Origin of the sequence: Streptomyces olivaceoviridis (assembly GCF_014650115.1) — a bacterium.
Lineage (GTDB): Bacteria > Actinomycetota > Actinomycetes > Streptomycetales > Streptomycetaceae > Streptomyces > Streptomyces olivaceoviridis.
In genome coordinates this window covers 60,872-84,597 of sequence record NZ_BMUI01000015.1, presented here as the reverse complement: position 1 = coordinate 84,597, position 23,726 = coordinate 60,872, and the positions used below count along the sequence as shown (strand labels likewise).

Below are 23,726 nucleotides of genomic sequence, written 5' to 3'. Positions count from 1 at the left end.
TCATGAAGTCGTACAGGCGCGCGCGAATCCTGGGGGCCGCGCGCGGTCGCCCGCACAGCATCGTCATCGGGTGACGCGGGGAGGCCGGTCGGCGTGCCATTTGCCGGAAATCAGCATAAATGTGCATTGCTTTATCGCACCAGGTCATCCGCTCTTCGGACAAAGGAGTTGCCCATGGGCAAGCAGGTCGACGTCGTCGTTGCCGGTGGCGGGGGATTCATCGGAGGCCATCTCGTGGGCTCCCTCCTGGCCCAGGGGCTGACCGTCCGCTCCATCGACATCAAGCCCCGGCACGAGTGGTACCAGGTCCACGACGCCGCGGAGAACGTGATCGCCGACCTGTCGCTCCTGGAGAACGCGCGCGCGGGTGTCCGGGACGCACGGCACGTGTACATGCTGGCCGCCGACATGGGCGGCATGGGCTTCATCGAGAACAACAAGGCCGCCTGCATGATGTCGGTGCTGACCAGCACCCACATGCTCCAGGCCGCCCACGAGGCCGGGGTGGAGCGCTACTTCTACTCCTCCTCCGCCTGCGTCTACGCCGCCGCCAGGCAGACCGACCCGGACGTCACCGCGCTGCGCGAGGAGGACGCCTACCCGGCGCAGCCCGAGGACGGCTACGGCTGGGAGAAGCTCTTCTCCGAGCGCATGTGCCGCCACTACACGGAGGACTACGGGTTCACCACCCGCGTCGCCCGCTACCACAACGTCTACGGCCCGCACGGCACATGGGCCGGCGGCCGGGAGAAGGCCCCCGCCGCGGTGTGCCGGAAGGTGGCCGAGGCGGTGCTCTCGGGCGACCACCGGATCGAGATCTGGGGCGACGGCCTCCAGACCCGCTCCTTCATGTACATCGACGACTGCCTCCACGGCACCCAGATGATCATGCAGGGGAACAGCGGCGAACCGGTCAACCTCGGCTCCTCGGAGCTGGTGACCATCAACCAGCTCGTCGACATCGTCGAGCGGATCGCCGGCATCCGCTGCGAGCGCAGCCACCGGCTGGACGCCCCCCAGGGCGTGCGCGGGCGCAACTCCGACAACACCCTGATCCGCGAGATCTACGGCTGGGAGCCGTCGGTCTCCCTGGCCGACGGACTGGAACGGACCTACGCGTGGGTCTACGACCAGGTCAAGCGATCCCACCAGTGACGCCGGAGCCGTCGCGAGGACACGGGACGATGAGGATCCTCGTCCACGACTACAGCGGCCACCCGTTCCAGGCCCAGCTGAGCCGGGAGCTGGCGCGTCGCGGTCACCAGGTCGTCCACTCGACGTGCACGGCCTACGTCTCCGGCAAGGGCGACCTCGCCGCACCCGCCGCGGGCCTGCGCTTCGCCACCATCGGGGACGGCGTCAGGCTGCGCAAGGAGGCGTACTTCCACCGGCTCGGCCAGGAGACCCGGCTGGGTCTCGAACTGGCCCGGCAGGTCCGCCGCGAGCAACCCGACGTGGCGCTGCTGTCCAACCTGCCGATCCCGGTCCTGGTCGTGACCGCGGCCGTCCTGAAGAGGCTGCGCATCCCCTGGGTGCTGTGGCACCAGGACGTGACCGCGGTCGCGCTGGAGAGTTTCGCCGCCGCCGATGTCGCCAAGTCGATGGGCCTGGCGGCCAAGGTGTTCGGGGCGGGCGAGAAGTGGTCGGCGCGGCAGGCCGCGGCCGTCGTGGTGATCGCCGACTCGTTCGTACGGGTCCACGAGCGGTGGGGCACCGCCGGCAAGGTCAGCGTCATCCCCAACTGGGCGCCGCTGGACGAGATCGTCCCCGTGGCACGGACCAACGGCTGGTCGGCGGAGCACGGTCTGAACGGCGTGCGGACGGTGCTGTACTCCGGCACGCTCGGGCTGAAGCACAACCCCGCGCTGCTGGTGCGGCTGGCCGAGCGCCTGCGCGAGCAGGGGAGTCCGGTACGTCTCGTCGTCGTCAACGACGGTCCCGCCGTACCCGTCCTCAGGGACGTCGCCGCGGCGCGGGGCGTCGACCTGACCCTGCTGCCCTTCCAGCCCTACGAGCGGCTGCCCGAGGTGCTGGGCACGGGCGACGTCCTCGTCGTCCTGCTGGGCCCGGAGGCGGGGCAGTTCTCGGTCCCGTCCAAGACGCTGTCCTATCTGTGCGCCGGGCGGCCCGTGCTCGGCCTGATGCCCGCCGACAACCTCGCCGCGCGGCTGCTCCGGCAGGCGGGGTCGGCGGTCTTCCCCCCGGAGGAGTCGGCCCTGGAGGGTGCGGCCACCTGGGTCCGGGAGGTCCTGTCCGACCCGGCCCGCGCCGAGCGGCTCGGCAAGGAGAGCCGCGCCCTGGCCGAGCGGGAGTTCGCCCTGGAGGGCTGCGCCTCCCGCTTCGAGGACATCCTCCACAGCGTGAGCGCCGGCGGAACCCGCCGCCGCCCCTGAACGAACGCCTCCCGCCGCCGGCACGCTCGTGGGCCGGCGGCGGGAGGCGCCCGCGCGCAAGCGCTGCCATGGTGGCGCGGCGGGGGGTGTACGTGAGCGTTGCCATGGTGTCGTGGGCGGGTGGGGGACTGGCGCGGAGGGGGGTGTACGTGAGCGCTGCCACGGCGGCGTGGACGGGTGGGGACTGGCGTCGAGGGGAGGCGTGGGGCGTACGCAAGCGCGCCGTCACGGCCTGGTGGACCGGCACGGCCTGAGGCGCGCGGAACCGGTCCGGCCCGCGCGGCACAGCTGCCACGCGGCTCGGTCCTGGCCGCCGATGGTGCGGCCGGCCTGGAGGCTCAGATGCCCCTGACGCACGCCGGGCGCGGGAGGGGGAAGTGGTCGAGCGTCGGGCCGTTGGTGTTCCCGGTGGTCGCGAGCCCCGCGCCCGGGTTCGCAGGTTCAGGTGATCCCGGCGTACGGGGGGCGCGGGAGGGGGGCCGCCGAGCGTCTGCCGGGTGTCTGTCGAAGGCCCGCCCGATGCCCACCGGTTGACCGCCGGGTGGTCTCCCGCCGGCTGCCAGTCCCCGGTTCGGGCCCGCAGACTCGGATGACTCCGGCGTGCGCGCGGTGGGGGAGAGGGCCCGGACGCCCGCCCGGTGCGCACCGGTTGCCCGCCGGTCGGCGGCCCCCCCGCCCGGCCCGTCCGGCGACCGGGCTCGGGTGGTCAGCCGGCCGGGGTCGGTGCGGTCGGTTCCCGCCGGGGGTGGTCGGCGGCCGGACGTGCCCCGCCGTCCGTACCGCCTGGGCCGGCGGGCTCGTTCCGGCAGGTGTCCAGGTAGATCTCCTCCAGGCGGTCCACCACGGCGCCGATGGAGTACACGTCCTCGACCACGCGGCGGCCGGCCCGCGCCATCCGGGCGCACAGCTCCGGGTCGCCTAGCAGCCGGCGGACCGCTGCCGCCATGGACTCGGGACTGCCGTCGGTGACGAGGGCGGCGCCACGGCGGGCCAACTCGTCGGCGATGCCGCAGGTGTCGGTGCACACCACGGGCGTGCCCGCGGCCAACGCCTCGATGACCGTCATGCCGAACGGCTCGTTCACGCTCGCCAGCACATGGACGGCCGCCGTACGGTAGGCCTCGCGCGCTTCGGAGGGGTCGAGCGCACCGCCGTAGCGGACCACGCCCGCGGGTCCCTCCTCGATGAGCCGGCGCACGGCGGGCAGTGATCCGTCGTCCGGGCCGTACAGCGTGAAGCGGGCCTCGGGCATCTCCCGGTGGACCAGCGCGGCCATCTCCACGAAGGCCTCGGGACGCTTACGGGGATGCAGCCGGGCCAGGAACAGCACATGCGGCTCGCGCGGTTGCCGCGGCTCCGGTTCGGGCGGCCCCGGCTCGATCCCGTTGGGCAGGATGCGCAGCGGCGGACCGTCCGGCCCCAGCACCCGCGCCACCAGCCCGCGCTCCTGCCCGGTCAGGACACAGCAGGCGCGCGCCCGGCGCAGCAGCGGCAGGTACAGCAGGTCGAAGAGCCGGACGGGGAGCGCGGTGCGCGGCTCGACCATGCCGTGCGTCTGCGCCACACACGGCACCCGGCGCAGGGCGGCGACGGCGAGTGCGGAGAGGGAGACCAGGTCGCGCCCCGCGTGGACGTGCACGACCTCGGCGCCGCCCATGGCCCGCCACAGATCGCGTACGAGGAGGGGGTGCAGCAGGCCGATGAAACCCCGCCCCGGCAGCAGCGTACGGGCGGGACGGGAGCGCAGCCGGACGCCGCCGACGCGCTCCGGTGCCCGGCCGTCGCCCCGCCACAGCGACATCAGCGCGACATCGTGACCGCGTGCGGCCAGTTCTTCCGACTGGGCGACCGCGACGCTCGGCGGACCGCCGAAGGCACCGTCGTCGCTGATGAGCGTGACCACGTGGAGCAGTCTCATGCCGTACGTCCCTTCGTCGTCAGGACCTCGCCGGGCGCGAGGTCCCGGTGGGCGACGGCGCCGGCGCCCACCACGCCGCCCCGGCCGACCGTGACACCGCGCAGGACGACGGCACGGGCCGCGACCCAGCTGCCCGGCTCCAGCCGGATGGGGCCGTTGTCGAACTCGAACGTGGCGGAACGGGCGCGATGGCTGCCCGTGCACAGCAACGCGCTCTGCGAGACGCAGCAGTCGCTGCCGATCGTGACGGGTTCGAGGTTGAGGATCCAGGCTTCCTCGCCGATCCACACGTCGTCGCCGATCTCCAGCTTCCACGGCCAGTGCACCCGCACCCCGTGCCGGATCAGCACCCGCTGCCCGACCCGGGCGCCGAAGGCGCGCAGCAGCACCGGGCGCCAGCGGTCCGGGCACCACCATTTGACGAAGACCAGGTGGTGGACGGCGAACCAGGCGGCCTGTACGAGCAGGGGGCGCCCCTTGTCGTACCCGGCGCCGGTGAAGCCGCGCAGGGATCGCTCGACGACGGGCCGGTGCGGGGCGGCTGCGGTCTGCGCCATGACGGTGTTCCTTCCGGTTCCTTCCCGGTGTCTCCCGGAGGACCGAGGCGTTCGGCCCGGTGGTCCTCCGGGAGATCCTTCATGCCCCGGGGGGCGGACCCGCCGCCATCGGCGCGTGTTGGCGGCAGGCTTGCCCGGATGGCGGAACTTCAGTAGGCGCCCTGGCCGTTCAGCACCGCGCGTACGGTGCGGACCATCACGTTCACGTCCATGGCGGGGGACCAGTTGTCCACGTAGCGCAGGTCGAGCGAGACCGTCTCGTGCCAGGACAGGTCCGACCGTCCGCTCACCTGCCACAGCCCGGTCAGCCCCGGCTTGACGTGCAGCCGGCGCATCTCCACCGGGTTGTACTTGACGACCTCCTCCGGCACCGGCGGACGCGGGCCGACCAGGGACATGTGGCCGAGGAGGACGTTGAACAGCTGGGGCAGCTCGTCCAGCGAGTAGCGGCGCAGGACGCGCCCCACGGGCGTGACCCGGGGGTCGCGGCGCATCTTGAACATGTGGCCGTCGTTCTCGTTCGCCGCCTCCAGCTCGTCCTTGAGGCGGTCCGCGTCGACCACCATCGTGCGGAACTTCCACATCGGGAACCGCGTGTTGTACTGCCCGGCCCGGATCTGGCGGTAGAGGGCGGGACCGGGGGAGCCGAGCCGCACGGCCAGCGCCAGCAGGAGCAGCAGCGGCGAGAGCAGCGCGATCAGCAGCAGCGCGCCCACGCGGTCCACGGCCGCCTTCAGCAGGGCCGGCATGCCACGGCGCAGCGGCGGCGAGATGTGCAGCAGGGTGAGCCCGGACGCCGAGGTGAGCCGGACCCGCCGGCGGGCGACCTCGACGATGCCGGGCAGTACGACGATCGGGCAGCCCCGGTCGTGCATCGACCAGGACAGCCGGCGCAGCCGCTCGCCCGACAGGTGCGGGCCCGGCGCCACGAAGACCAGGTCGGCGCAGAGTTCGTCGGCCGCCCCGAGCACCGTGGTGGCGTCCTGCTCGGGAGGCTCGGGGGGCTCGGGGGTCTCGCGGGGCAGTCGCGCATGCACGGGGACACCGCAGAGCACCTCGTCCTCCCCGACCGGGCAGCAGCCGACGATCACGTACTCGTGGTCGGTGCGCTGGGCCAGCTGACCGACCACCGCGTCGATCGTCGGACCCTCCCCGACCACCACGACATGGCGCAGCAGGCGGCCGTTGCGGCGGGCGGCCAGGAGGTGACGGTGGATCACCTTGTGGCAGGCCGCGGTGAGGACCAGCGCGGGGATCAGCGCCGTGAAGGCTTCGGCTGGCACGCTCTCCAGGCCGCACAGCACACGCAGTGTGGCCAGCGCGCCGACCAGCAGCAGCCAGTCCCGCAGCACGGCTCCCAGGCCACCGCCGTCACCCCAGGCGGAGGGGGTGTACCGCTTGCCGACCACTCTGATGAGCGGCCACACCAGGGCGGCGACGGCCGCCAGACGCAGGGGGTGGGGCTCGTGGACCTCCACGATCGCCGCCGTGACCGGCAGTGCCGCGCCGGCCAGATCCACACAGACGGACAGGGGGGCGTACCAGTGTGCCTGGGTGCCTTCCGGACGGGCCGGCCGAGGCGGCACGGAAACCGGGACCTGTCGGATTGCCGCGATTCTGAAGGGCCGCATGCCTCTCCTTAGAAGCTCCCATCTCAGACAACCGGCGCGACCGCCGCCCCCTCCGGGACCGGCCACGCCTTCAAGTGATCTTTATATCAAGCAATAGTCATCTATGTCCGATTTGCTTACTTCGTTCTGGATCGGCCGGGTCCATGGCAATGCCGATGCGCGGCTCCACGGGCCGGTCCGCGGCTTCCCACCAGGCAGGGCGCGCATCTCCGGACGGTGCGGCGTAGCGTGTGGGAGCGGGGGCGCGCGGTGGAGCGGTCTGTCCCCGCCGTGCAGGAACAGCGGGCCATCGATCCCCCTGCCCGCCCATCGTCCGAGACAGGAGCGCCATCCATGACAGCACGTGTCCGCCGGCCAGGAAGGGGCCGTTCGGCGGCTCTGCGCACCGGCATCCCGCTCGTCACCATGCTGCTGACCGCGGTCGCCTGCGGCGAACCCGCCGCCCAGGCACATACCGTCCAGCCGGTCCGCGCCGTCGCCACCCCGGGCCCGGGGCCCCTCGCCACCACCTGCGCCGACCGCGTCTACTCCGGTATGACCCAGGCACAGCGCATAGGCCAGCTCTTCATGGGCGGGGTGTCCGCCGCGCGCCCCAGCGCGACCGATCTGCGTACGCTGCGTGACCATCACGTGGGCTCCGTCATGCTGACCGGGCGCAGCAGCGCCGGCACCACGGCGACACGCAAGGTGGTGGACGGCTTCCGGGGCCAGGCGGACACGGTCTCCGGCCGGCGGGTGGGCCTGATGGTCTCCACGGACCAGGAGGGCGGCCAGGTGCAGGTGCTGAGCGGCCCCGGGTTCTCCACCATCCCGGCCGCGCTCACCCAGGGCACCTGGTCGACGTCGACGCTGCGCACCCGGGCCGCGGGCTGGGCGGCGCAGTTGAAGTCCGCCGGGGTGGACCTCGACCTCGCTCCCGTCGCGGACGTCGTGCCGGCCGGCCTCGGCACGCGCAACGCGCCCATCGGCCGCTACAACCGCGAGTTCGGCCACACCCCCGAGATCGTCACCTCGCACAGCGGGGCCTTCTCCGCCGGGTTCAAGCAGGCCCATGTGATGACGACGCTCAAGCACTTCCCCGGTCTCGGCCGGGTGATCGGCAACACCGACACCACCGCGAACGTCGTCGACTCGGTGACGACCGCCTCCAGTTCCTACCTCGACCCCTTCCGGTCCGGCATCAAGTCCGGCGCGCCGTTCGTGATGATCTCCTCGGCCACCTACTCGAAGATCGACTCCCATCACATCGCGGCCTTCTCGCCGACGGTCATCCGCAAACTGCTGCGCACGCAGCTCGGTTTCAAGGGCGTCGTCATCTCGGACGACCTCGGGCAGGCCGTCGCCGTACGGTCCTTCACCCCGGCCCAGCGGGCCGTCAACTTCCTGTCGGCGGGCGGCAACATGATCCTCACCGTGAAGGCGTCCACCGTACCGGCGATGGCGCAGGCGGTCAGCGCCCGCATGAAGACCGATGCCGCGTTCCGCGCCGATGTCGCCGACAGCGTGCACCGCGTCCTCGACGCGAAGGCCGCCGCCGGCCTCCTCAGCTGCGGCTGAACCACCCCACCGGATGCCGTCGGGTACGCACGGCAACCGGCTCGGTCCCTCGTTGCGGAAGGGGGCCGAGCCGGTCGTTCGGGGCATCGCTTCCCGGTGCGGGCCGCCCCGGCCCACCAGGACCGGCCGAGGCGTTGCCGCCCGGCCCTCACCGGCCGGGGAGCGTCCCCCCGCCGTCCACGCCGAGCACCTGGCCGGTGATGAAGCCGGCGTCCTCGCTCAGCAGGAAGGAGACGGCCGCGGCGACCTCCTCCGGGCGGCCGAAGCGGCCCATGGGCACGGAGCGCAGCACCCTGGCCTCCTCCGCGCCGCCCACCGGGTGCTGCGCGCGGAAGAGTTCGGTCTCCACCGGGCCCGGGGCGACCGCGTTGACCGTCACCCCGTGCTCCGCCAGTTCCAGCGCCCACGTGCCGGTCAGCCCCACCAGCGCGCTCTTGGCCGCCGCGTAGCTGCTGCGCGTGCGCGAACCGTGCTGCGCACGGCTCGTCACATTGACGATCCGGCCCCAGCCGCGCTCCCGCATCCCGCCGACGCACGCCTGGGTGACCTGTACGGCGGCGCGTACGTTCAGGTCGTACACCTCTCGCAGCGCGTCGAGGGTGATCTCGCCGAGCGGTTCCGGCAGGACGAGGCCGACGTTGTTGACGACCGCGTCCACGCGCTCCTCGCGGGTGACCGTCTCCAACAGCTCGCGCGTGGCCCCCGCGTCGGCGAGGTCGCACGCGTGCAGCACCCCCGGGAAGCCACCGTCCGGGACACCGCGGGCGATCCCCAGCACCCGGTGTCCGCGGTCGGCGAGCCGCCGCGCGGTGGCGAGGCCGATCCCCTTGGACGCTCCTGTGATCAGCACGGTACGTCCGGACAACAGCGTCTCCTTCTCCTCGGGCATCCCCGACGTGGACCCTGCCACCGATCCTCCCGGGAGCGACCCGGGTGGGGAAAGGCGTCCGCGGACGATTACGCCGTAATAGACGACGGCGTCGGACCGGCTCGCCCCGACGCGGCCCTCCGTCAAGACGCGCGGCTGCCAACGGACTTGCGGGCGGCGGTGTCGACGGTCGGGTACGAGGTGCCGTAGGGCTGTCCGGCGGAACGGGACGGGGGCGGTGCGGCCCAGCGGGCCGACCGGGGACCGGGCGCCGGGACCCCGGCGGCCGGTCCCCCGTGGTCCCGGTGGTCTTCCCGTGTGGTCGGCGCCTCGCGCCGGCGGTCAGGCCCGGCTCACCGGCGCCTGGAGTTCCGTCACCCAGTCGTCGCGGTTCTCGGGGCACTCCAGGCTGACCTCGCGGGGGTAGCCGGTCGACCGGTAGCCGCCCGCGTCGATCCAGTGGGCCAGGGTCTGCGCGGTGGGCAGCACGGTGTCCATCGAGCCGCGGTGCACGATGGTCGCCGCCCGGTCGAGGGCCGGCAGGTCGAGGACGCGGAAGGCGCCGTCGTCCTGGAGGGGCGCGGAGACCTGGACGGCGGCGTGGACGGTGATCCTGCCGCCGCCCTCCGGGGCGTCCTCGTAGGAGGCGACACCGGGGCCCGTGGGCGCGATGCCCGCCGAGTCCAGGCGTCGGAACAGCTCGTCGTAGAGCGGTCCGATGACCGGGCCGATGTCCTCGGGGTCGAAACTGGCGGCGGTCGCGGTCAGCTCGGCCACCCGGACACCGGGGACGGTCTTGATGACGACGTCGTTCGTGGGCATGTGCCCCTCGCTCTCGATCGCTCGGAGCCTCGCCTCGACCTGGACCAGCCGTGCTCCCGCGGCGGCCATGGCGGTCTCCAGTTCGGCCCGCCGCAGCCGCAGCATGCCGCGCAGTTCCTCGGCGCCCACCTTCTCGTCCACGATGTCGCGGACCTGACGGAGGGAGAATCCGAGGTCCTTGAGCGCGATGATCCGGTTGAGGCGGGCGAGTTGGGCCGCGGTGTAGTGGCGGTAGCCGCTGACGGGGTCGACGTGGGCCGGGCGCAGCAGGCCGGTCGCGTCGTAGTGACGCAGCATCCGGACCGAGACGCGGCCGTGCCGGGCGAAGTCTCCGATGGTGAACATGATGTCTCCGAGCTGACCGCCTGACACGGTGTGAGGGTCAAGAAGGTACGCGGCGGCCGGGGAGCGGCGAGCACGCGGGGTGGGTGCGCGCAGACGCACCCAAGCTGCCACGCCGTCAGCAGGACGCGGTAAGCCAGGCGTTGGCCGGCATAGGTCGCGCCCTCGGCGGTGGCGGGGGCATGCTGGAGTCAGCGCGAGTGTCCGCAGGCCGACCGCGACGTCACGTCGTGACGACCGCGTGCGAAAGGTGGTTCCCCATGGCCGGTTCCGCTCCGTACGACGACGTCCCCTCCTACCGCCAGGGAGGCGGCCCCGGGTACCAGGCGCCGCCCGGCCCGCGGTCCGTCGCGGCCGGCCGGCTGTGGGCCACCGGCGCCGCGACGGCGGTGGTCGCGGCGCTGGTCGCGGTCGTGGCCACGATGTTCGTCCGCGGTGTCCTCGACGTTCCGCTGTTCGCGCCGCGCGGGGCGGGCGTGTGGGGCGACGTGACGACGGGGTACCTGGCGGCCTGGGCGGCGGCCGGCGCCGTCGTGGGCACCGGGCTGCTGCACCTGCTGCTGCTGACCGTCGCCCGGCCGCGCGCCTTCTTCGTCTGGATCGCTGGCCTGGCGACCGCGGCGCTGGCCCTGCTGCCGTTCACCACGGACCTCGCGTCCGACGCCCGCCTCGCCACCGCGGCCGTGTTCCTGGCCGTCGGCGCGACGATCACCGGGCTGCTGTCGGCGACCGCGTACAGCGTGGCGCCGGACCGGGGCGACGGCGCCTGGTGACGTACGGTCCCGGGAGCGCTTCGGTCCACTCAAGTCAATGTGTCGAGCCCACGGCGATGACATTGACATAACATGTGCCACTAGCTCTGCTTCCTCACCGAACCTTCCCAGCCATGTGCGGCTACATTGCGGAGCATGACGGTACGACGGTGGCACGGGAGCCGACGGCTGGGGCTGACGCGCCTCACAGTCGCGGCGAGCGCCCTGCTGGCCCTGCTGATAGGTGTCGCGTTCGTGGTCCTGCTGTGGGCGATCGACGACGCGAACGACTCCACGTCGGCGCGCCGCGCCTCCCGCACGGCTCTCGTCGAGGCCGGGAGCATGGAGCAGCTCCTCGTGGACCTGGAGACCGGGCAGCGCGGCTTCGTGATCACCGAACGGGACGACTTCCTCCAGCCGTGGCAGGCGGCGCGCAAGGCGCTGCCCGCCGAGATCCGGCGGTTCGGCGACTCCGCCACCACCCCCGCGCAGCGACGCAGCGCCGAGCAGATCACGCGGGGTGTCCGGTCCTTCCTGGACGACTACTCGATCCCGCTGGTGGAGTCGGTCCGGCGGGGCGATCCCGCCGCGTCCGGTCTGGCGGTGACGGCCGAGGGGAAGCGGCGCGTCGACACCCTGCGGGACCAGTTCGACGCGTACACGGCGGGCGAGCGGGCCCAGCTCGCCGCGCGCGAGGACGCCGCCGGTGCCAACGCGCACCGGGCGGTGATCGCGGCCGGCGTGGGCATCGCCGCCTCGACCGCGCTGGTGGCCGCCTTCACGGTGCTCCAGCACCGTGCCGTCGTACGGCCCGTGCGCGGGGCGGCGGCAGCGGCCGGGCGGCTGGCGGGCGGCGACCTCGGCGTCCGGATCCCGCCCAGCAGGGTGGCGGAGATCGACGCGCTCGGCGCGTCCTTCAACACGATGGCGACCTCGTTGCAGGACAGCCGCAGACGGACCATGGAGAGCGTCGAGGCGGTGCACCGGCGTACGGCCCGCGACCTGCACGACGGGGCGCAGCAACGCCTCGTCAGCCTGATGATCGGGCTCCGGCTCGCGCGGGAGATGATGCCCGACACGGACACGTCGGTGACCGAGTTGATGGACCAGTCGATCGACAACGCGCAGACGGCGATCGACGAGCTGCGGGAACTGGCCAGGGGCATCTACCCGCTGGTGCTGACGGTGAAGGGGCTGGCGGCGGCCGTGGAGGACCTGGCGTCCCGGTGTCCGATCCCGGCCGTCGTGCGGAGCGAGTACCCGCGGCGGCTCTCCACCACCGTGGAGTCGAACGTGTACTTCGTGGTGGCCGAGGCGGTGACGAACGCGGTCAAACACGCCGAGGCGTCCCGGATCGACATCTCCCTCGACCTCACGGACGTCCTGCGGATCCACATCGTGGACGACGGTGTCGGCGGCGTCGGCGACGCCACCGCCGGCAGCGGCCTGACCGGCCTGGCGGACCGGGTGTCCGCCTTCGACGGCACCCTCACCATCGACTCGCCCCCCGGCGCCGGTACTTCCCTCCTGGTACAGATCCCGATCCCGTCCGGAACAGAGACTCCTTCACGGCTCAACTAACGTGTGCCGGGCGGCGCGTCCGATCGCCGCCCATGCCACAGGAGTTGAGTTGCCCATATCCCTGCTCGTGTCCCCGAGCGCCGCGCCCCGCCGGCGCAGACGCCTGGCCGCCTGCGCGGCCGCCCTGGCCACCGCCTTACTGACGGCCCTCGCCGCCCCGGCCCCCGCCCGCGCGGAGGCCGGGGACCGGCCCGCGGCACACGCCACGCAGACCTCACGGGACGACGTACGACCGCTCTGCGGCCCGCCCAGGCCGCACGAGTTCACCTGCTTCGGGCTGCTCCGCACGGATGTGACGGACCGTCAGAAGCTGCGCGGGGCCGACGACGACCCCCAGGGCTACGGGCCCGCCGACCTGCGCGGTGCCTACGACCTCCCCGCGGACGGCGGCGCCGGCGCCACCATCGCCGTGGTCGACGCCTTCGACAACCCGAACGCCGAGGCCGATCTCGCCGTCTACCGCGCCCAGTACGGGCTGCCGCCCTGCACCACCGCCAACGGCTGCTTCACCAAGACCGACCAGCGCGGCGGCGCCCGCTACCCGGACCCCGACCCCGGCTGGGCGACCGAGATCTCCCTCGACCTGGACATGGTCTCCGCGGTGGCGCCGAGGGCCCGCATCCTGCTGGTCGAGGCGGACACCGCCACGATCGACGACCTGGGCGCGGCCGTGGACCAGGCGGTCGCGCTCGGCGCGAAGTACGTCTCCAACTCCTACGGCTCCAACTACACCTTCTTCCCGGAGGACCCGGCGGAGTCGGCGGCCGACGTCCACTACGACCACCCGGGCGTGGCCGTCGTCGCCTCCTCCGGCGACTACGGGTACGGCGTGGCGTACCCGGCCGCCTCCCCGCACGTCACCGCGGTCGGCGGCACCACGCTCACCAAGGACCCGGCCACCGCGCGCGGCTGGTCGGAGTCGGTGTGGGACCACGACGGCGGTGGAACGGGCTCCGGCTGCTCCCGGTACGAGCCCAAGCCCGCGTTCCAGCGGGACACCGGCTGCCCCGGACGTACCGTCGCCGACGTCTCCGCGGTGGCCGACCCGGACACGGGCGTCGCCGTGTACGACAGCTACGGCGACACCGGCGGCTGGGGCGTGGCGGGCGGCACCAGCGCCTCGGCGCCGATCATCGCCGGCGTGTACGCGAACGCGGGCACCCCGGCGGCGGGCTCCCGGCCCGCCGTCTACCCGTACGCCGCCGGCGGCCGGGGACTGCACGACGTCACCTCGGGAGCCAACGGGACCTGCGCGCCGGCCTACCTGTGCACCGCGGGTCCGGGCTACGACGGCCCCACCGGCCTCGGCACCCCCGATGGCCTGTCGGCCTTCACGATGGGCCCGCACGGCACGCTGACCGGCACGGTCACCGACGCGGGCTCGGGCGCGGGCGTCGCGGCGGCCGAGGTGACGGCCGGCCCGTACAGCACGACCACCGACGCCCACGGCCGCTACACCCTGCCGCTGCCCGCCGGTGACCACGACGTCCGGGTGACGGCCTACGGATACGCGCCGGGCACCCTGCCGGGCGTCCACCTCACCGACGGCGGCACCGCGAGCGGCGACCTCGGCCTGCGCAAGCTCGCCACCCACCGGATCTCCGGCACCGTCACCGACGGTTCCGGGCATGGCTGGCCGCTGCACGCGAAGATCACGGTGGCCGGGGTGCCGGGCGCCCCGGTGTGGTCCGACCCGGTCACCGGCGCCTACCGCCTCGACCTCCCCGAGGACCACACCTACGCCCTGCGCGTGGTCAGCGACGACAGCGCCTACCAGTCCCTGGAGCGCGAGGTGACGGTCGGCGCCAAGGACCTCACCGTGGGCCTGGCCCTGCCCGTGGACACCTGGGCCGAGGACGACCCGGCGTACACCGTGCGGGCGGACACCGTCGGCAGCGAGACGTTCGACGGCACCTCCGGGCCGCCCGCCGGCTGGAGCGTGACCGGCACCCCGGGCTGGACGTTCGACGACCCCGGCGGCCGGGGCAACACCACCGGCGGTTCCGGCGGCTTCGCCGTCGCCGACGCCGACCACGCCGGGAGCTCCCTGGACACCTCCCTGCTCAGCCCCGCCTACGACTTCGGCCGCGCCGGAGACCCGGCGCTGAGCTTCGACACGGACTACGAGGGCTCCGCGGAGCAGCAGGGCGAGGTGCAGGTCAGCGCCGACGACGGCCGGACCTGGACCACGGTGTGGCACCAGGACCAGCTGTGGACGAGCGGCCGGGTGGAGATCCCGCTGACCGCCTACGCCGGCGAGCGCGCGGTACGGGTGCGGTTCCACTTCAGCGGACCCGGCCTGTTCTGGGCGGTGGACGACGTCACGGTCACCGAACGGGTCGCGACGCCCGTGCCCGGCGGCGTCCTCACCGGCACCGTCACCGACGCGAACACCGGGAAGGGGCTCATCGGAGCCGTCGTACACACCGGCGCGGCGGACGGGCCGGCCGCGCCGACGGTCGCCACGACCGGTGACCCGCGCCTCGGCGACGGTGCCTACCGGCTGTTCGTGCCCGGCTCCGGCCGGTCCACCACGGCGGCGGCGGCCAAACCGTCGTACGTCACGGCCACGCGCGCCGTCCAGGTGCCCGCCGACCGGGTCACCGAGGCCTCGTTCGTCCTCAAGGCGGGCCGGCTGTCGGTCCGTCCGGGGCGGATCGACGCCACCTCCCGACGGGCCACCGTGGTGCGGAAGGTGACGGTGCGGAACACCGGCACCGCGCCGATCCGGCTCCGCGTCGGCGAGCGCACCGGCACCGCGCCGGGGTCCCCGACCCCGGGCACCGCCTGGCACGCGCTGCCCGACCTGCCCGTCCCCGTGATGGACAACGCGGTCGGCACCTACCGGGGCAGGCTCTACTCCGCCCTCGGCTCCGACGGCCAGGAACCCACCGCCGACCTGTACGTGTACGACCCCGCCACCGGCGCCTGGAAGCGGGGCCCGGCCGCGCCCGAGCCCCGGCAGGCCACCGCGCACGGATTCATCGGCAGCCGCCTGTACACCGTGGGCGGCTGGGGCCCCCAGGAGACCGTCAGCCGGACCACCCAGGTCTTCGACGCGGCCGCCGGCCGCTGGTCGAAGGGCCCGGACATCCCCGAGGGGCACTTCGGCGCGGCGAGCGCCGTGCTCGACGGGCGGCTCTACGTCGTCGGCGGCTGCACGAACACCGACTGCTCGGACACCGTGTACGCCTACGACCCGGGCACGCGGTCCTGGTCCCGGGCCGCCGCCTACCCGCAGACCATCAGCTGGGCCAACTGCGGCGCCGTCGACGGCAGGCTGTACTGCGCGGGCGGCGTCCACGACTACGTGGAGACCGGCGACGGCTACGTCTACGACCCGGCCTCCGACAGCTGGCAGCCCATCGCCGCCATGCCGGTCGGCCTGGCGTCCGGCGCGTACGCCACCGCCAACGGACAGCTCCTCGTCTCCGGCGGATTCAAGCGGGTCGGCCCCAACCGGGTGCTCACCGCACAGGGGTACGCCTACGCCCCCGGGACGGACTCCTGGAAGCGGCTGCCGGACGCCCCGGCCGCCGTCTACCGGGGCGGCGGCGCACCCGGCCTGTACCGGGTGGGCGGCAGCGGCGAGCCACGGTTCCCCGTCCCCGTGTCCACCGTGGACGTGCTGCCCGGATACGACCGCACCGAGACGGACGTCCCCTGGCTGACCGCGAACCCGCACCGCCTGACGCTCCGGCCCGGGCGGAGCGCGACGTTCACGGTGACCCTCGACCCGCGCCGGCTGACCCGGCCCGGCGACTGGACGGCGTCCCTGACCCTGGCCACCGACGGCCCGTACTGGGTGCCGGACATCCCGGTCCGGCTGCGCGTACCGGCCCGAACGGCCTCGTAGCGCGCCGCACGGCGGCGGGCACGCGCACGGCCCTCGTCCCGGGACACGTCCGGGGGCGGGGGCCGTCGCGCTTCCTCCACCAGTTCGCCGACCGGTTCGCGATCCGGAACAGGGCCACGAGCGTCAACCTCGGCCTCGCCCACTTCCTCGCCGAGGTGGCGGCCGGGCCGCGCCGCCTCTCGCTGCTCCCCGCCGACGTGCCCCTGCCGGACGTCCCCGGACTGCGCTCCGTACCGCTCGTCGACCCCACACCGCTGTACGCCTGGTCACTGCTGTGGCGCACCGGCACCGGGCACCCCAGGGCTGGCTGCCCGAACCGCAGGCGTCCTGTCATGCCGTGTGAGCCGGGGCCGGGGCGCGCCTGGCGGTGTCCCGCCGGACGAGGGTCTCGGCCACCACGGCCGGCCGTCGTTTGACATGGAGCGCACTCCAATACCTAGCGTCCCGGGTGAACGGTCCGACGAGCGCAGGAGGCAGCAGTATGACCGACGTCCCCACCCGGTACCTGGGCGAACTGGCGGTCTCCGCGCAGGGGCTCGGCTGCATGGGCATGAGCCACGGGTACGGCGCCTCGGACGACGCGCAGTCGATCGCGACGCTGCATCACGCCCTGGACCTCGGGGTCACCCTCCTCGACACCGCCGACTTCTACGGCGCCGGGCACAACGAGGAGCTGATCGGGAGGGCCGTCGCCGGGCGGCGCGACGAAGTGGTGCTGGCGACCAAGTTCGGCTTCGCCAACCGCCTGGGCGAGCCCACCCTGATCCGCGGCGACGCCGCCTATGTGCGCCAGGCGTGCGAGGCCTCCCTGCGCCGGCTCGGGGTCGACCACATCGACCTCTACTACCAGCACCGGGTCGATCCGCGGGTGCCGATCGAGGAGACCGTCGGGGCCATGGCCGAGCTGGTGCGGGCCGGCAAGGTGCGGTACCTGGGGCTGTCCGAGGCCGGCGCGGGGACCATCCGGCGGGCGCACGCGGTCCATCCGATCTCCGCGTTGCAGAGCGAGTGGTCGCTGTGGACCCGGGACCTGGAGGCGGAGACCGTCCCGGTCTGCCGTGAACTCGGCATCGGGCTGGTCCCCTTCTCGCCGCTCGGGCGCGGCTTCCTGACCGGCCGCTACAGCTCGGTCGACGGGCTGGCGGAGACCGACGTACGGCGCGGCCAGCCGCGGTTCGCCGACGGCAACCTCGAACGGAACCTGGCGATCGTCGCGAAGCTGGACGAGCTGGCCGCCGCCAGGTCCGTCACGGCCGGCCAGCTCGCCCTGGCCTGGTTGCAGCACCGGGGCGACGACGTGGTGCCGATCCCCGGCACCCGTCGGCAGCGGTACCTGGAGGAGAACCTCGCGGCGCTGGACGTGGGGCTGTCCGCCGAGGAGATCGCCGCGATCGAGGCCGCGGCCCCGCCCGAGCACATCGCGGGCAGCCGTTACGACGCGACCAGCCTCACCTTCGTCAACCGCTGACCCCGAGGGGCGGGTGCCGCCGTACGGCGCCGTACGCGCCGGTGACCGCACCCGCCCGCTCACTGCCCCACGGCCGCGCCGAACCACCGGGACAGGTGGTCGTGCAGCTCCCGCTGGTCCTCGCCGATCCAGGCCACATGGCCGTCCGGTCGCAGCAGTACCGCGGGCACCTCCAGTTCCTCGCTGACGTCGGCGACATGGTCGACCCGGTCCGTCCAGCCCGCCGCCGAGAGCCGGCCGGTCCGGTCGAGCAGCAGTCCACGGCCGCCGTGCGTCAGCCCGTAGAGGCGGCCCCGCTTCAGCTGGACGTCCCGCAGACGCCGGCCGAGCAGGTCGTGCCCCTCTCCGAGGTCGTAGCGGACGTCGACCGCGGTGATGATCCCGGTGACGTACCGGTTCACCTCCTCGAAGTCCATGAGCCTGCCGAACAGTTCCCGCAGCGCGGTCGCACCCGGATCGGTCCCCAGCAGCGTCATCTGCGCACGGGTGTTGTCCAGTACGGCGGCGCCCACCGGATGCCGTTCGGCGTGGTAGCTGTCCAGCAGGCCCTCCGGCGCCCAGCCGGCCACCTCGGCGGCCAGCTTCCAGCCCAGGTTGAACGCGTCCTGGACGCCGAGGTTGAGCCCCTGCCCGCCGGTCGGCGGGTGGATGTGCGCCGCGTCGCCGGCCAGCAGCACCCGGCAGACCCGGTAGCGCTCGGCCTGCCGGGTGGCGTCACCGAACCGGGACAGCCAACGCGGGGAGTGCGCCCCGAAGTCGGTGCCCGCGACCGCCCGCAGCCGTGCCGTGAACTCCTCCAGGGTCGGCGCGGTCGTACGGTCTTCGGCCACCCCGTCGGCGGGGACGCCGATGCGGTACAGCCCCTTGTTCCCGTCCACGTCGGGAATGGCGCCGAACCGGAGCTGGGTCTTGCGGACCTCCGCGACGACGGCGGCGATCGTGGCCGGATCCTCGGTCACCTCCATGTCACCCAGCAGCGTCTCGATCCTGGAGGGCTCACCGGGGAAGCCGACGCCGAGCAGCTTGCGCACCGTACTGCGACCGCCGTCGCACCCGACGAGGTACCGCGAGCGCAGCCGCGTGCCGTCGGCCAGTTCGGCCGTCACCCCGTCCGCGTCCTGGCTCAGCCCGACCACCTCGTGGCCGCGCCGGATCTCGGCACCGGCTTCCAGGGCACGCTCGTTCAGCAGCCGTTCGGTGGCCTGCTGCGAGATGGCGAGGCCGTACGGATGAGCCGTGTCCAGCCGTTCCGGCCACGGCTTCATGACACCGCCGAAGAGCCCGCCGACGCGGAACTTCTCACCGGCCGCCAGGAACCGGTCGAGCAGGCCGCGCTGGTCCATGATCTCCACGCTGCGCGCGTGCAGGCCGCGCCCGCGGGACTCCCGGGTCGGCTCGGTCAACTTCTCCAGCACCACCACGTGTACGCCGTGCAGCCGCAGTTCGCAGGCCAGCATCAAGCCGGTCGGTCCGCCGCCGACCACGAGCACGTCGATCATCAAGGCCCCCCATTTCCGCAGGTTCTGGTCGAGGCCGGAGATTCTGCAACACCACCGGGGCCTTGCCGCAAGGCCCCCTGTGCGCTATATGTTGAGAGTGGCAAGGAGTGGGTGATCTCCTTGCCTTTGTCATGTGTGCCGGGTCGTGTCTGCCGGGCCATGTGCGCGGGGTCATGTGCGGCTCTGACCTGACCGCCCCGTCCGCCCGTCGCGTTCAGGCCCACATCGCCTGGGCGACGGCGGTGCCGATGAACGCGGCGCCGAGGCCGGTGACCACGCTGGCGACCACGTTGGCGGCGGCGAAGAACCTGGCGCCGGCCTCGGCCAGCCGCAGCGTCTCGTAGGAGAAGGTCGAGTAGGTGGACAGCGCTCCGCAGAACCCGGTGCCGACCAGCAGTTGCACCGAGTGAGAGGCGGCGCCGTAGGTGACGGCGCCGGACAGCAGCCCCAGGACCAGGCAGCCGGTCACGTTCACGACGAAGGTGCCCCAGGGCAGGACGGTGTCGTGCCGGGCCTGCACGGTGCGGTCGGTCAGGTACCGCAGCGGCGCTCCGACCACGGCACCGGCGATGACGAGGAGCCAGTTCACTTCGCCCGCTTCTCCCCGTGACGTCCGACGTAGCGGATGACCTCGCACTCGTCGAGGATCACCAGCCCCTCCGTGACCAGGTCGTCCAGTTGGGGCAGGAAGGCGCGGACCCGGGCCGCGTCGTCCACGATGACGATCGCCACGGGCAGGTCCTCGCTGAGCGACAGCAGGCGGCTGGTGTGGATCAGGGAGGAGGCGCCGTAGCCCTCGATGCCCTTGAACGCGCTCGCGCCGGCCAGCCCGGCCTTGTGGGCGCGGTGGATGATCTCGCCGTAGAGCGGCTTGTGACGGAAGGTGTCGCCCTCGCCGACGAAGATGGTCAGGCGTAGCGCGGAGCCGTGCAACCGGGTCACTTCGTCCTCCTGCACGAGATCAGGCGGCGGGTCGCCGCTGCCGCGAGCCACACGGCCGCGAGCGCGGCGAGCAGGGTGGCGGCCAGGTAGGCCAGGCCGGTGCGGGCGTGACCGCTCTGCACGAGCTGCTGGATGTCGACGCTGTAGGTGGAGAAGGTGGTGAAGCCGCCCAGGACGCCGGTGCCGAAGAAGGGGCGTACCAGCCGGTGCGCGGCCCACACGTCCGTGATGACGACCATGAAGACCCCGATCACCGCGCAGCCGGTCGCGTTCACCACGAGGGTGGTCCAGGGGAAGGAGCCTGGGGAGGTCGGCCACAGCAGGGAGGCGCCGTAGCGGGCCACGGCCCCCAGCGCGCCACCGGCCGCCACCACCGTGATCACGGGCGCCTGCCCGTCGGCGAGTCCGCGGCGCCACGTGGGCGCGGACGGACCGACACCGGAAACCGTGGGCTCCGTGATCTGGTCGCGGGGAGCTGTCATGGACGCGCGTCTCCTACTCGTGCGGCCGCCCGGCATGCGGGCGCGGGCGCTCACAAGCAGGGACTGTCGGCGGCGTCGATGCCGCGGTTCGGGGTGCGGCGAGCCCCACCGCCGCGCGACCGCCTGGTCCGGCCGCCGCTGGTGACCAGGGTAACCGGGGGCACCGACCACCGTCGCGCCGGCTGCCCTGGAGCGGCGTCGGGGGGTCAGCACAGGTCGAGCGCCGCTCGCAGGTTGTGCTCGGCGATGCCCGCCATCGCCGCCCGGTCGGGGAATTCCCCGTCGAGCAGCCGCAGCGGCCCCGCCGTCAGCGAGAGCCGCTGCGCCAGCAGGTAGAGCGCGAGCCGGTCCTCGTCCAGGCCGGCCACCGCCAGCGGACCGTACGCGTCGCCCAGGCGGATCCGCAGGAAGACGTGCTCCCATTCGACGTCGAAGTACATCGTGCCCTCGATGTCGATCAGCACGGGACGGCCGTCCGCGTCGACCAGCACGTGGTCGGGTCCCAGCTCGCCGTGCACGACCGCGTACCGCTCGCGGGGCCGCACCGCGCCCGCCAGGTCCCGCAGCCGCTCCTCCAGTCGGACGCGGGCCGCGCCGATCCGCGGATCCCGTGAGGCGGCCTCCGCGAGGTCCCGCAGCGCGCGGTCGAGGACGACCCCCTCGCACGACGTCCCGCGTGACGCCCCTGAGCCGTCGACCACGGCCACTTTGCCGTAACCGGGGGCACGGTGGCGCCGCATCGCCTCCAGCGCCTCCCCGAGCCGGTCCAGGACCGGGGCGGCGGCGCGTGGGTCGCGCGCGACGAGGTCCCGCAGGTTCTCCCCCCGGACGTCCTCCACGACCGCGAGATCGGACGGGCCGTGGACGCCGGCCCGCTCGACCAGGCGGATCGCCGGGACACGGACGCCGAGCGCGTCCAGCCGCGCGTGGGCGGCCTCGAACAGGTCCAGTCCGAGACCGGGTGAGAACGGGTCGGTGAGGTCGTCGTCGCCCGGGGCCGCCGGCCAGTAGTTCTCGTCGTCGTCCCACACATAGGCGACCGCCGTCGACGCGTCGTCCATCACCAGCCGGTACACGCCCTTCTTGCTGCCGCCCGCGACCCGCTCGACCGCCTCCAGCCGTCGCCCGCCACCCAGCGCGGCCCGTGCCGCACCCGCCAACCGCTCCCGCGTCACTGCCCTGGGTGCCATGTCCCCGCCCGCCTCTCCGTCACGCCAACCCGGGCACCCTACGGGAGGGTTGACAGGGCGGTGCCCGAAGAAGGCGGCGCTACGCCCCCTCGCATAAAATGGACCCGCAAGTCCAGAGCGGGGAGTGGAGGAGGGCACGTGAGCATGCATGACGGGACCGCACCGCGGCTGACGCCCAAGGGCATGGCCACCCGGCGCCGCATCGTGGAGGGCGCGGCCGAGGAGATCCGCGAGCGGGGCGCCGCCGGAACGACACTCGACGACATCCGGGCCCGCACCGGGACCAGCAAGAGCCAGATCTTCCACTACTTCCCGGGCGGAAAGGAGGAGTTGCTGCTGGCGGTGGCCGGCCGCGAGGCCGAACGCGTCCTGGAGGACCAGGAACCGCACCTCGGCGACCTGACCACGTGGGCGGCCTGGCAGGCGTGGCGCGACGCGGTCGTACGGCGGTACGAGCAGCAGGGCGTCAACTGTCCGCTCGGCGTGCTGATCACCGAGCTGGGCCGCACCACCCCGGCCGCACAGGCACTCACGGGCCAGTTGATCAGCCAGTGGCAGTCCGCCCTGCGCACCGGCATCCGGCACATGCAGGACAGCGGCGAGGTCGACCGCAGGCTGGACGCCGACCGGACGGCGGCCGCACTCGTCGCCGCGGTGCAGGGCGGCGTGACCATCCTGATGTCCACCGGCGCCATCGGGCACCTGGAAGCGGCGCTCGACACGACATTGACCCTGCTGCGCACCGGCGGCGTTCCGGCGGTCCGCCCCGGGACCTGACACCGCCACGCCGTGAACGCCGTGGCCGTGAGTCGGACCGCCGTAGCCATGGGTCGGAGCGCCGTGTCCATGAGTCCGGCGAAAGTCATACACGGCTAGCATGCGGAACCATCATGGACTTCACGGATGTGTCACTCACCGCGCTGCGCGTCTTGCGGGCGGTCGCCGAGCGGGGGACCTTCACCGCCGCCGCGGCGTCGCTGGGCTACACCCAGTCCGCGGTGTCACGGCAGATCGCCGCACTGGAACGGGCGGCGGGCGCCGAGCTGGTGGAACGGCGGCGCGAGGGCGTACGGCTCACCGCGGCCGGCCGTGTCGTCATGCGCCGGGCGACGGTCGTGCTGGACGAGATCGACGCGACCGCCAGGGAGCTGTCGGGCCTGCCCGGGCAGGCCGGGACGGTCCGCCTGGGCTGGTTCCCGAGCGCCGGCGCCGTCCTGCTGCCGCGCGCCCTCACGGCACTGCGCCGCACCGATCCCGGCCTCCGGGTCGTCGGCCGGGAGGGCAGCACCCCGGCGCTGGTACGCGCCCTGCGGGCCGGCAGCCTCGACCTGGCCCTGCTCGCGTCCGCGCCGCCGTTCCGGCCGCCGGACGCCGAGTCGCCCCCGCTCGTCGTGCGGACCCTCACCGAACGCGCGCTGTGTCTGGCGGTGCCCGCCGGCCATCCGCTGGCCCGCGGCGACTTCGTCGACGTGGCCGACCTGCGCGGGCAACGCTGGATCGCGGGGTCCTCCTCGGGCGAGGACCAGCTGATGGGCGTGTGGCCGGGCCTGGACGAGCGGCCGGAGATCGCCCACACCGCGCGCGACTGGCTGGCCAAGCTCCACCTCGTGGCCGCGGGCTGCGGGCTGACCACCGTGCCGGCCGCCCTCGCCGCCGCCGCGCCACCGGGTGTCCGCGTCCTCCCGGTCCGCGGCGGGCCCCAGGAACAGCGGCGCGTGCTCCTGGCCCGGCTGCCCCATCCGCCGACGGACCCGGTCACCCGCGTGGCAGCCGCCCTCCGCGCGGCGGCCCTCGACGCGGACGCACCGGCTCCGCCGCCGCCCTGAGGAGGGGGCGCCCTCAGGTCTGTGCCGGGGTTTCGGTCAGCG

At 73.6% G+C, this 23,726-nt stretch carries 19 protein-coding genes; 9 read left to right on the top strand and 10 right to left on the bottom strand.

Features of this window, described 5'->3' with window-relative positions:
• Positions 1–174 precede the first annotated feature (174 nt).
• Together IE273_RS26105 and IE273_RS26100 are read left to right on the top strand one after the other, a co-directional pair.
• Entirely contained in the window at positions 175–1,155 is a 981-nt protein-coding gene (locus tag IE273_RS26105) for an NAD-dependent epimerase/dehydratase family protein (RefSeq protein ID WP_189817603.1), read from the top strand.
• Positions 1,156–1,184: 29 nt separating this feature from the next.
• Entirely contained in the window at positions 1,185–2,393 is a 1,209-nt protein-coding gene (locus IE273_RS26100) for a glycosyltransferase family 4 protein (protein WP_189817602.1), read from the top strand.
• 706 nt (positions 2,394–3,099) lie between these two features.
• Here the strand turns inward: IE273_RS26100 and IE273_RS26095 are convergent.
• The 3 genes from IE273_RS26095 to IE273_RS26085 all read right to left on the bottom strand — a co-directional run bounded on the left by IE273_RS26095 (position 3,100) and on the right by IE273_RS26085 (position 6,388).
• Entirely contained in the window at positions 3,100–4,311 is a 1,212-nt protein-coding gene (locus tag IE273_RS26095; protein ID WP_189817601.1) for a glycosyltransferase family 4 protein, read from the bottom strand.
• A complete protein-coding gene (locus IE273_RS26090; RefSeq protein WP_189817600.1) occupies positions 4,308–4,868 on the bottom strand; it encodes an LbetaH domain-containing protein in 561 nt (186 codons plus the stop codon). Before IE273_RS26090 ends, IE273_RS26095 begins: the two co-directional genes overlap by 4 nt.
• A gap of 149 nt (positions 4,869–5,017) precedes the next feature.
• Positions 5,018–6,388, bottom strand: a complete 1,371-nt coding sequence (locus tag IE273_RS26085) for a sugar transferase (RefSeq protein WP_189817719.1) — start codon at positions 6,386–6,388, stop codon at positions 5,018–5,020.
• 444 nt (positions 6,389–6,832) lie between these two features.
• Between IE273_RS26085 and IE273_RS26080 the strand changes: the two genes are divergently transcribed.
• On the top strand, positions 6,833–8,056 hold the full coding sequence (locus tag IE273_RS26080; protein WP_189817599.1) for a glycoside hydrolase family 3 N-terminal domain-containing protein: 1,224 nt from the start codon (positions 6,833–6,835) through the stop codon (positions 8,054–8,056).
• A 148-nt stretch (positions 8,057–8,204) separates the two neighbouring features.
• Here the strand turns inward: IE273_RS26080 and IE273_RS26075 are convergent, their stop codons facing one another.
• A complete protein-coding gene (locus IE273_RS26075) occupies positions 8,205–8,966 on the bottom strand; it encodes an SDR family oxidoreductase (RefSeq protein ID WP_229887546.1) in 762 nt (253 codons plus the stop codon).
• A gap of 300 nt (positions 8,967–9,266) precedes the next feature.
• Positions 9,267–10,091: a MerR family transcriptional regulator gene (locus IE273_RS26070; RefSeq protein ID WP_189817598.1), complete on the bottom strand. Its 825-nt coding sequence runs from the start codon at positions 10,089–10,091 to the stop codon at positions 9,267–9,269.
• Positions 10,092–10,348: 257 nt separating this feature from the next.
• On the opposite strand from IE273_RS26070, the gene IE273_RS26065 reads away from it, so the two are divergent.
• The 4 genes from IE273_RS26065 to IE273_RS26050 all read left to right on the top strand — a co-directional run bounded on the left by IE273_RS26065 (position 10,349) and on the right by IE273_RS26050 (position 17,745).
• Positions 10,349–10,861, top strand: coding sequence for a DUF6069 family protein (locus IE273_RS26065; protein ID WP_189817597.1), 513 nt, complete (start codon positions 10,349–10,351; stop codon positions 10,859–10,861).
• Between the two features lie 135 nt (positions 10,862–10,996).
• Positions 10,997–12,421 (top strand): CHASE3 domain-containing protein, encoded by a 1,425-nt coding sequence (locus tag IE273_RS26060; RefSeq protein ID WP_229887545.1) that lies wholly within the window; start codon positions 10,997–10,999, stop codon positions 12,419–12,421.
• A 49-nt stretch (positions 12,422–12,470) separates the two neighbouring features.
• Positions 12,471–16,277 carry a carboxypeptidase regulatory-like domain-containing protein gene (locus IE273_RS26055; protein WP_189817596.1) on the top strand — a complete coding sequence of 1,269 codons (3,807 nt, stop codon included), beginning with the start codon at positions 12,471–12,473 and terminating at the stop codon, positions 16,275–16,277.
• A gap of 481 nt (positions 16,278–16,758) precedes the next feature.
• Complete coding sequence (locus IE273_RS26050) at positions 16,759–17,745, top strand: aldo/keto reductase (protein ID WP_189817595.1); 987 nt, start codon at positions 16,759–16,761, stop codon at positions 17,743–17,745.
• A 59-nt stretch (positions 17,746–17,804) separates the two neighbouring features.
• Here the strand turns inward: IE273_RS26050 and rox are convergent, their stop codons facing one another.
• From rox to IE273_RS26025, 5 genes are all read right to left on the bottom strand, one after another.
• Positions 17,805–19,244: a rifampin monooxygenase gene (gene rox / locus IE273_RS26045; protein ID WP_189817594.1), complete on the bottom strand. Its 1,440-nt coding sequence runs from the start codon at positions 19,242–19,244 to the stop codon at positions 17,805–17,807.
• A gap of 214 nt (positions 19,245–19,458) precedes the next feature.
• Complete coding sequence (crcB, locus tag IE273_RS26040) at positions 19,459–19,833, bottom strand: fluoride efflux transporter CrcB (protein ID WP_189817593.1); 375 nt, start codon at positions 19,831–19,833, stop codon at positions 19,459–19,461.
• On the bottom strand, positions 19,830–20,186 hold the full coding sequence (locus IE273_RS26035) for a DUF190 domain-containing protein (RefSeq protein WP_189817592.1): 357 nt from the start codon (positions 20,184–20,186) through the stop codon (positions 19,830–19,832). Before IE273_RS26035 ends, crcB (IE273_RS26040) begins: the two co-directional genes overlap by 4 nt.
• Entirely contained in the window at positions 20,183–20,668 is a 486-nt protein-coding gene (gene crcB, locus IE273_RS26030) for a fluoride efflux transporter CrcB (RefSeq protein WP_189817591.1), read from the bottom strand. Before crcB (IE273_RS26030) ends, IE273_RS26035 begins: the two co-directional genes overlap by 4 nt.
• Positions 20,669–20,874: 206 nt before the next feature.
• Complete coding sequence (locus tag IE273_RS26025) at positions 20,875–21,858, bottom strand: phosphotransferase (RefSeq protein ID WP_189817590.1); 984 nt, start codon at positions 21,856–21,858, stop codon at positions 20,875–20,877.
• A gap of 144 nt (positions 21,859–22,002) precedes the next feature.
• Here IE273_RS26025 and IE273_RS26020 point away from each other — a divergent pair, with 144 nt between their 5' ends.
• Entirely contained in the window at positions 22,003–22,635 is a 633-nt protein-coding gene (locus tag IE273_RS26020; RefSeq protein WP_189817716.1) for a TetR/AcrR family transcriptional regulator, read from the top strand.
• Positions 22,636–22,748: 113 nt separating this feature from the next.
• The gene (locus IE273_RS26015; RefSeq protein WP_189817589.1) at positions 22,749–23,684 is read left to right on the top strand and encodes a LysR family transcriptional regulator; all 936 of its coding nucleotides are present in this window, start codon (positions 22,749–22,751) and stop codon (positions 23,682–23,684) included.
• Positions 23,685–23,726 lie beyond the last annotated feature (42 nt).

Coding starts and splice junctions, on each gene's coding strand:
- IE273_RS26105 (WP_189817603.1), top strand. CDS start 175: ATGGGCAAGCAGGTCGACGTCGTCGTTGCCGGTGGCGGGGGATTCATC.
- IE273_RS26100 (WP_189817602.1), top strand. CDS start 1,185: ATGAGGATCCTCGTCCACGACTACAGCGGCCACCCGTTCCAGGCCCAG.
- IE273_RS26095 (WP_189817601.1), bottom strand. CDS start 4,311: ATGAGACTGCTCCACGTGGTCACGCTCATCAGCGACGACGGTGCCTTC.
- IE273_RS26090 (WP_189817600.1), bottom strand. CDS start 4,868: ATGGCGCAGACCGCAGCCGCCCCGCACCGGCCCGTCGTCGAGCGATCC.
- IE273_RS26080 (WP_189817599.1), top strand. CDS start 6,833: ATGACAGCACGTGTCCGCCGGCCAGGAAGGGGCCGTTCGGCGGCTCTG.
- IE273_RS26070 (WP_189817598.1), bottom strand. CDS start 10,091: ATGTTCACCATCGGAGACTTCGCCCGGCACGGCCGCGTCTCGGTCCGG.
- IE273_RS26065 (WP_189817597.1), top strand. CDS start 10,349: ATGGCCGGTTCCGCTCCGTACGACGACGTCCCCTCCTACCGCCAGGGA.
- IE273_RS26060 (WP_229887545.1), top strand. CDS start 10,997: ATGACGGTACGACGGTGGCACGGGAGCCGACGGCTGGGGCTGACGCGC.
- IE273_RS26050 (WP_189817595.1), top strand. CDS start 16,759: ATGACCGACGTCCCCACCCGGTACCTGGGCGAACTGGCGGTCTCCGCG.
- rox (WP_189817594.1), bottom strand. CDS start 19,244: ATGATCGACGTGCTCGTGGTCGGCGGCGGACCGACCGGCTTGATGCTG.
- crcB (WP_189817591.1), bottom strand. CDS start 20,668: ATGACAGCTCCCCGCGACCAGATCACGGAGCCCACGGTTTCCGGTGTC.
- IE273_RS26025 (WP_189817590.1), bottom strand. CDS start 21,858: ATGGCACCCAGGGCAGTGACGCGGGAGCGGTTGGCGGGTGCGGCACGG.
- IE273_RS26020 (WP_189817716.1), top strand. CDS start 22,003: ATGCATGACGGGACCGCACCGCGGCTGACGCCCAAGGGCATGGCCACC.
- IE273_RS26015 (WP_189817589.1), top strand. CDS start 22,749: ATGGACTTCACGGATGTGTCACTCACCGCGCTGCGCGTCTTGCGGGCG.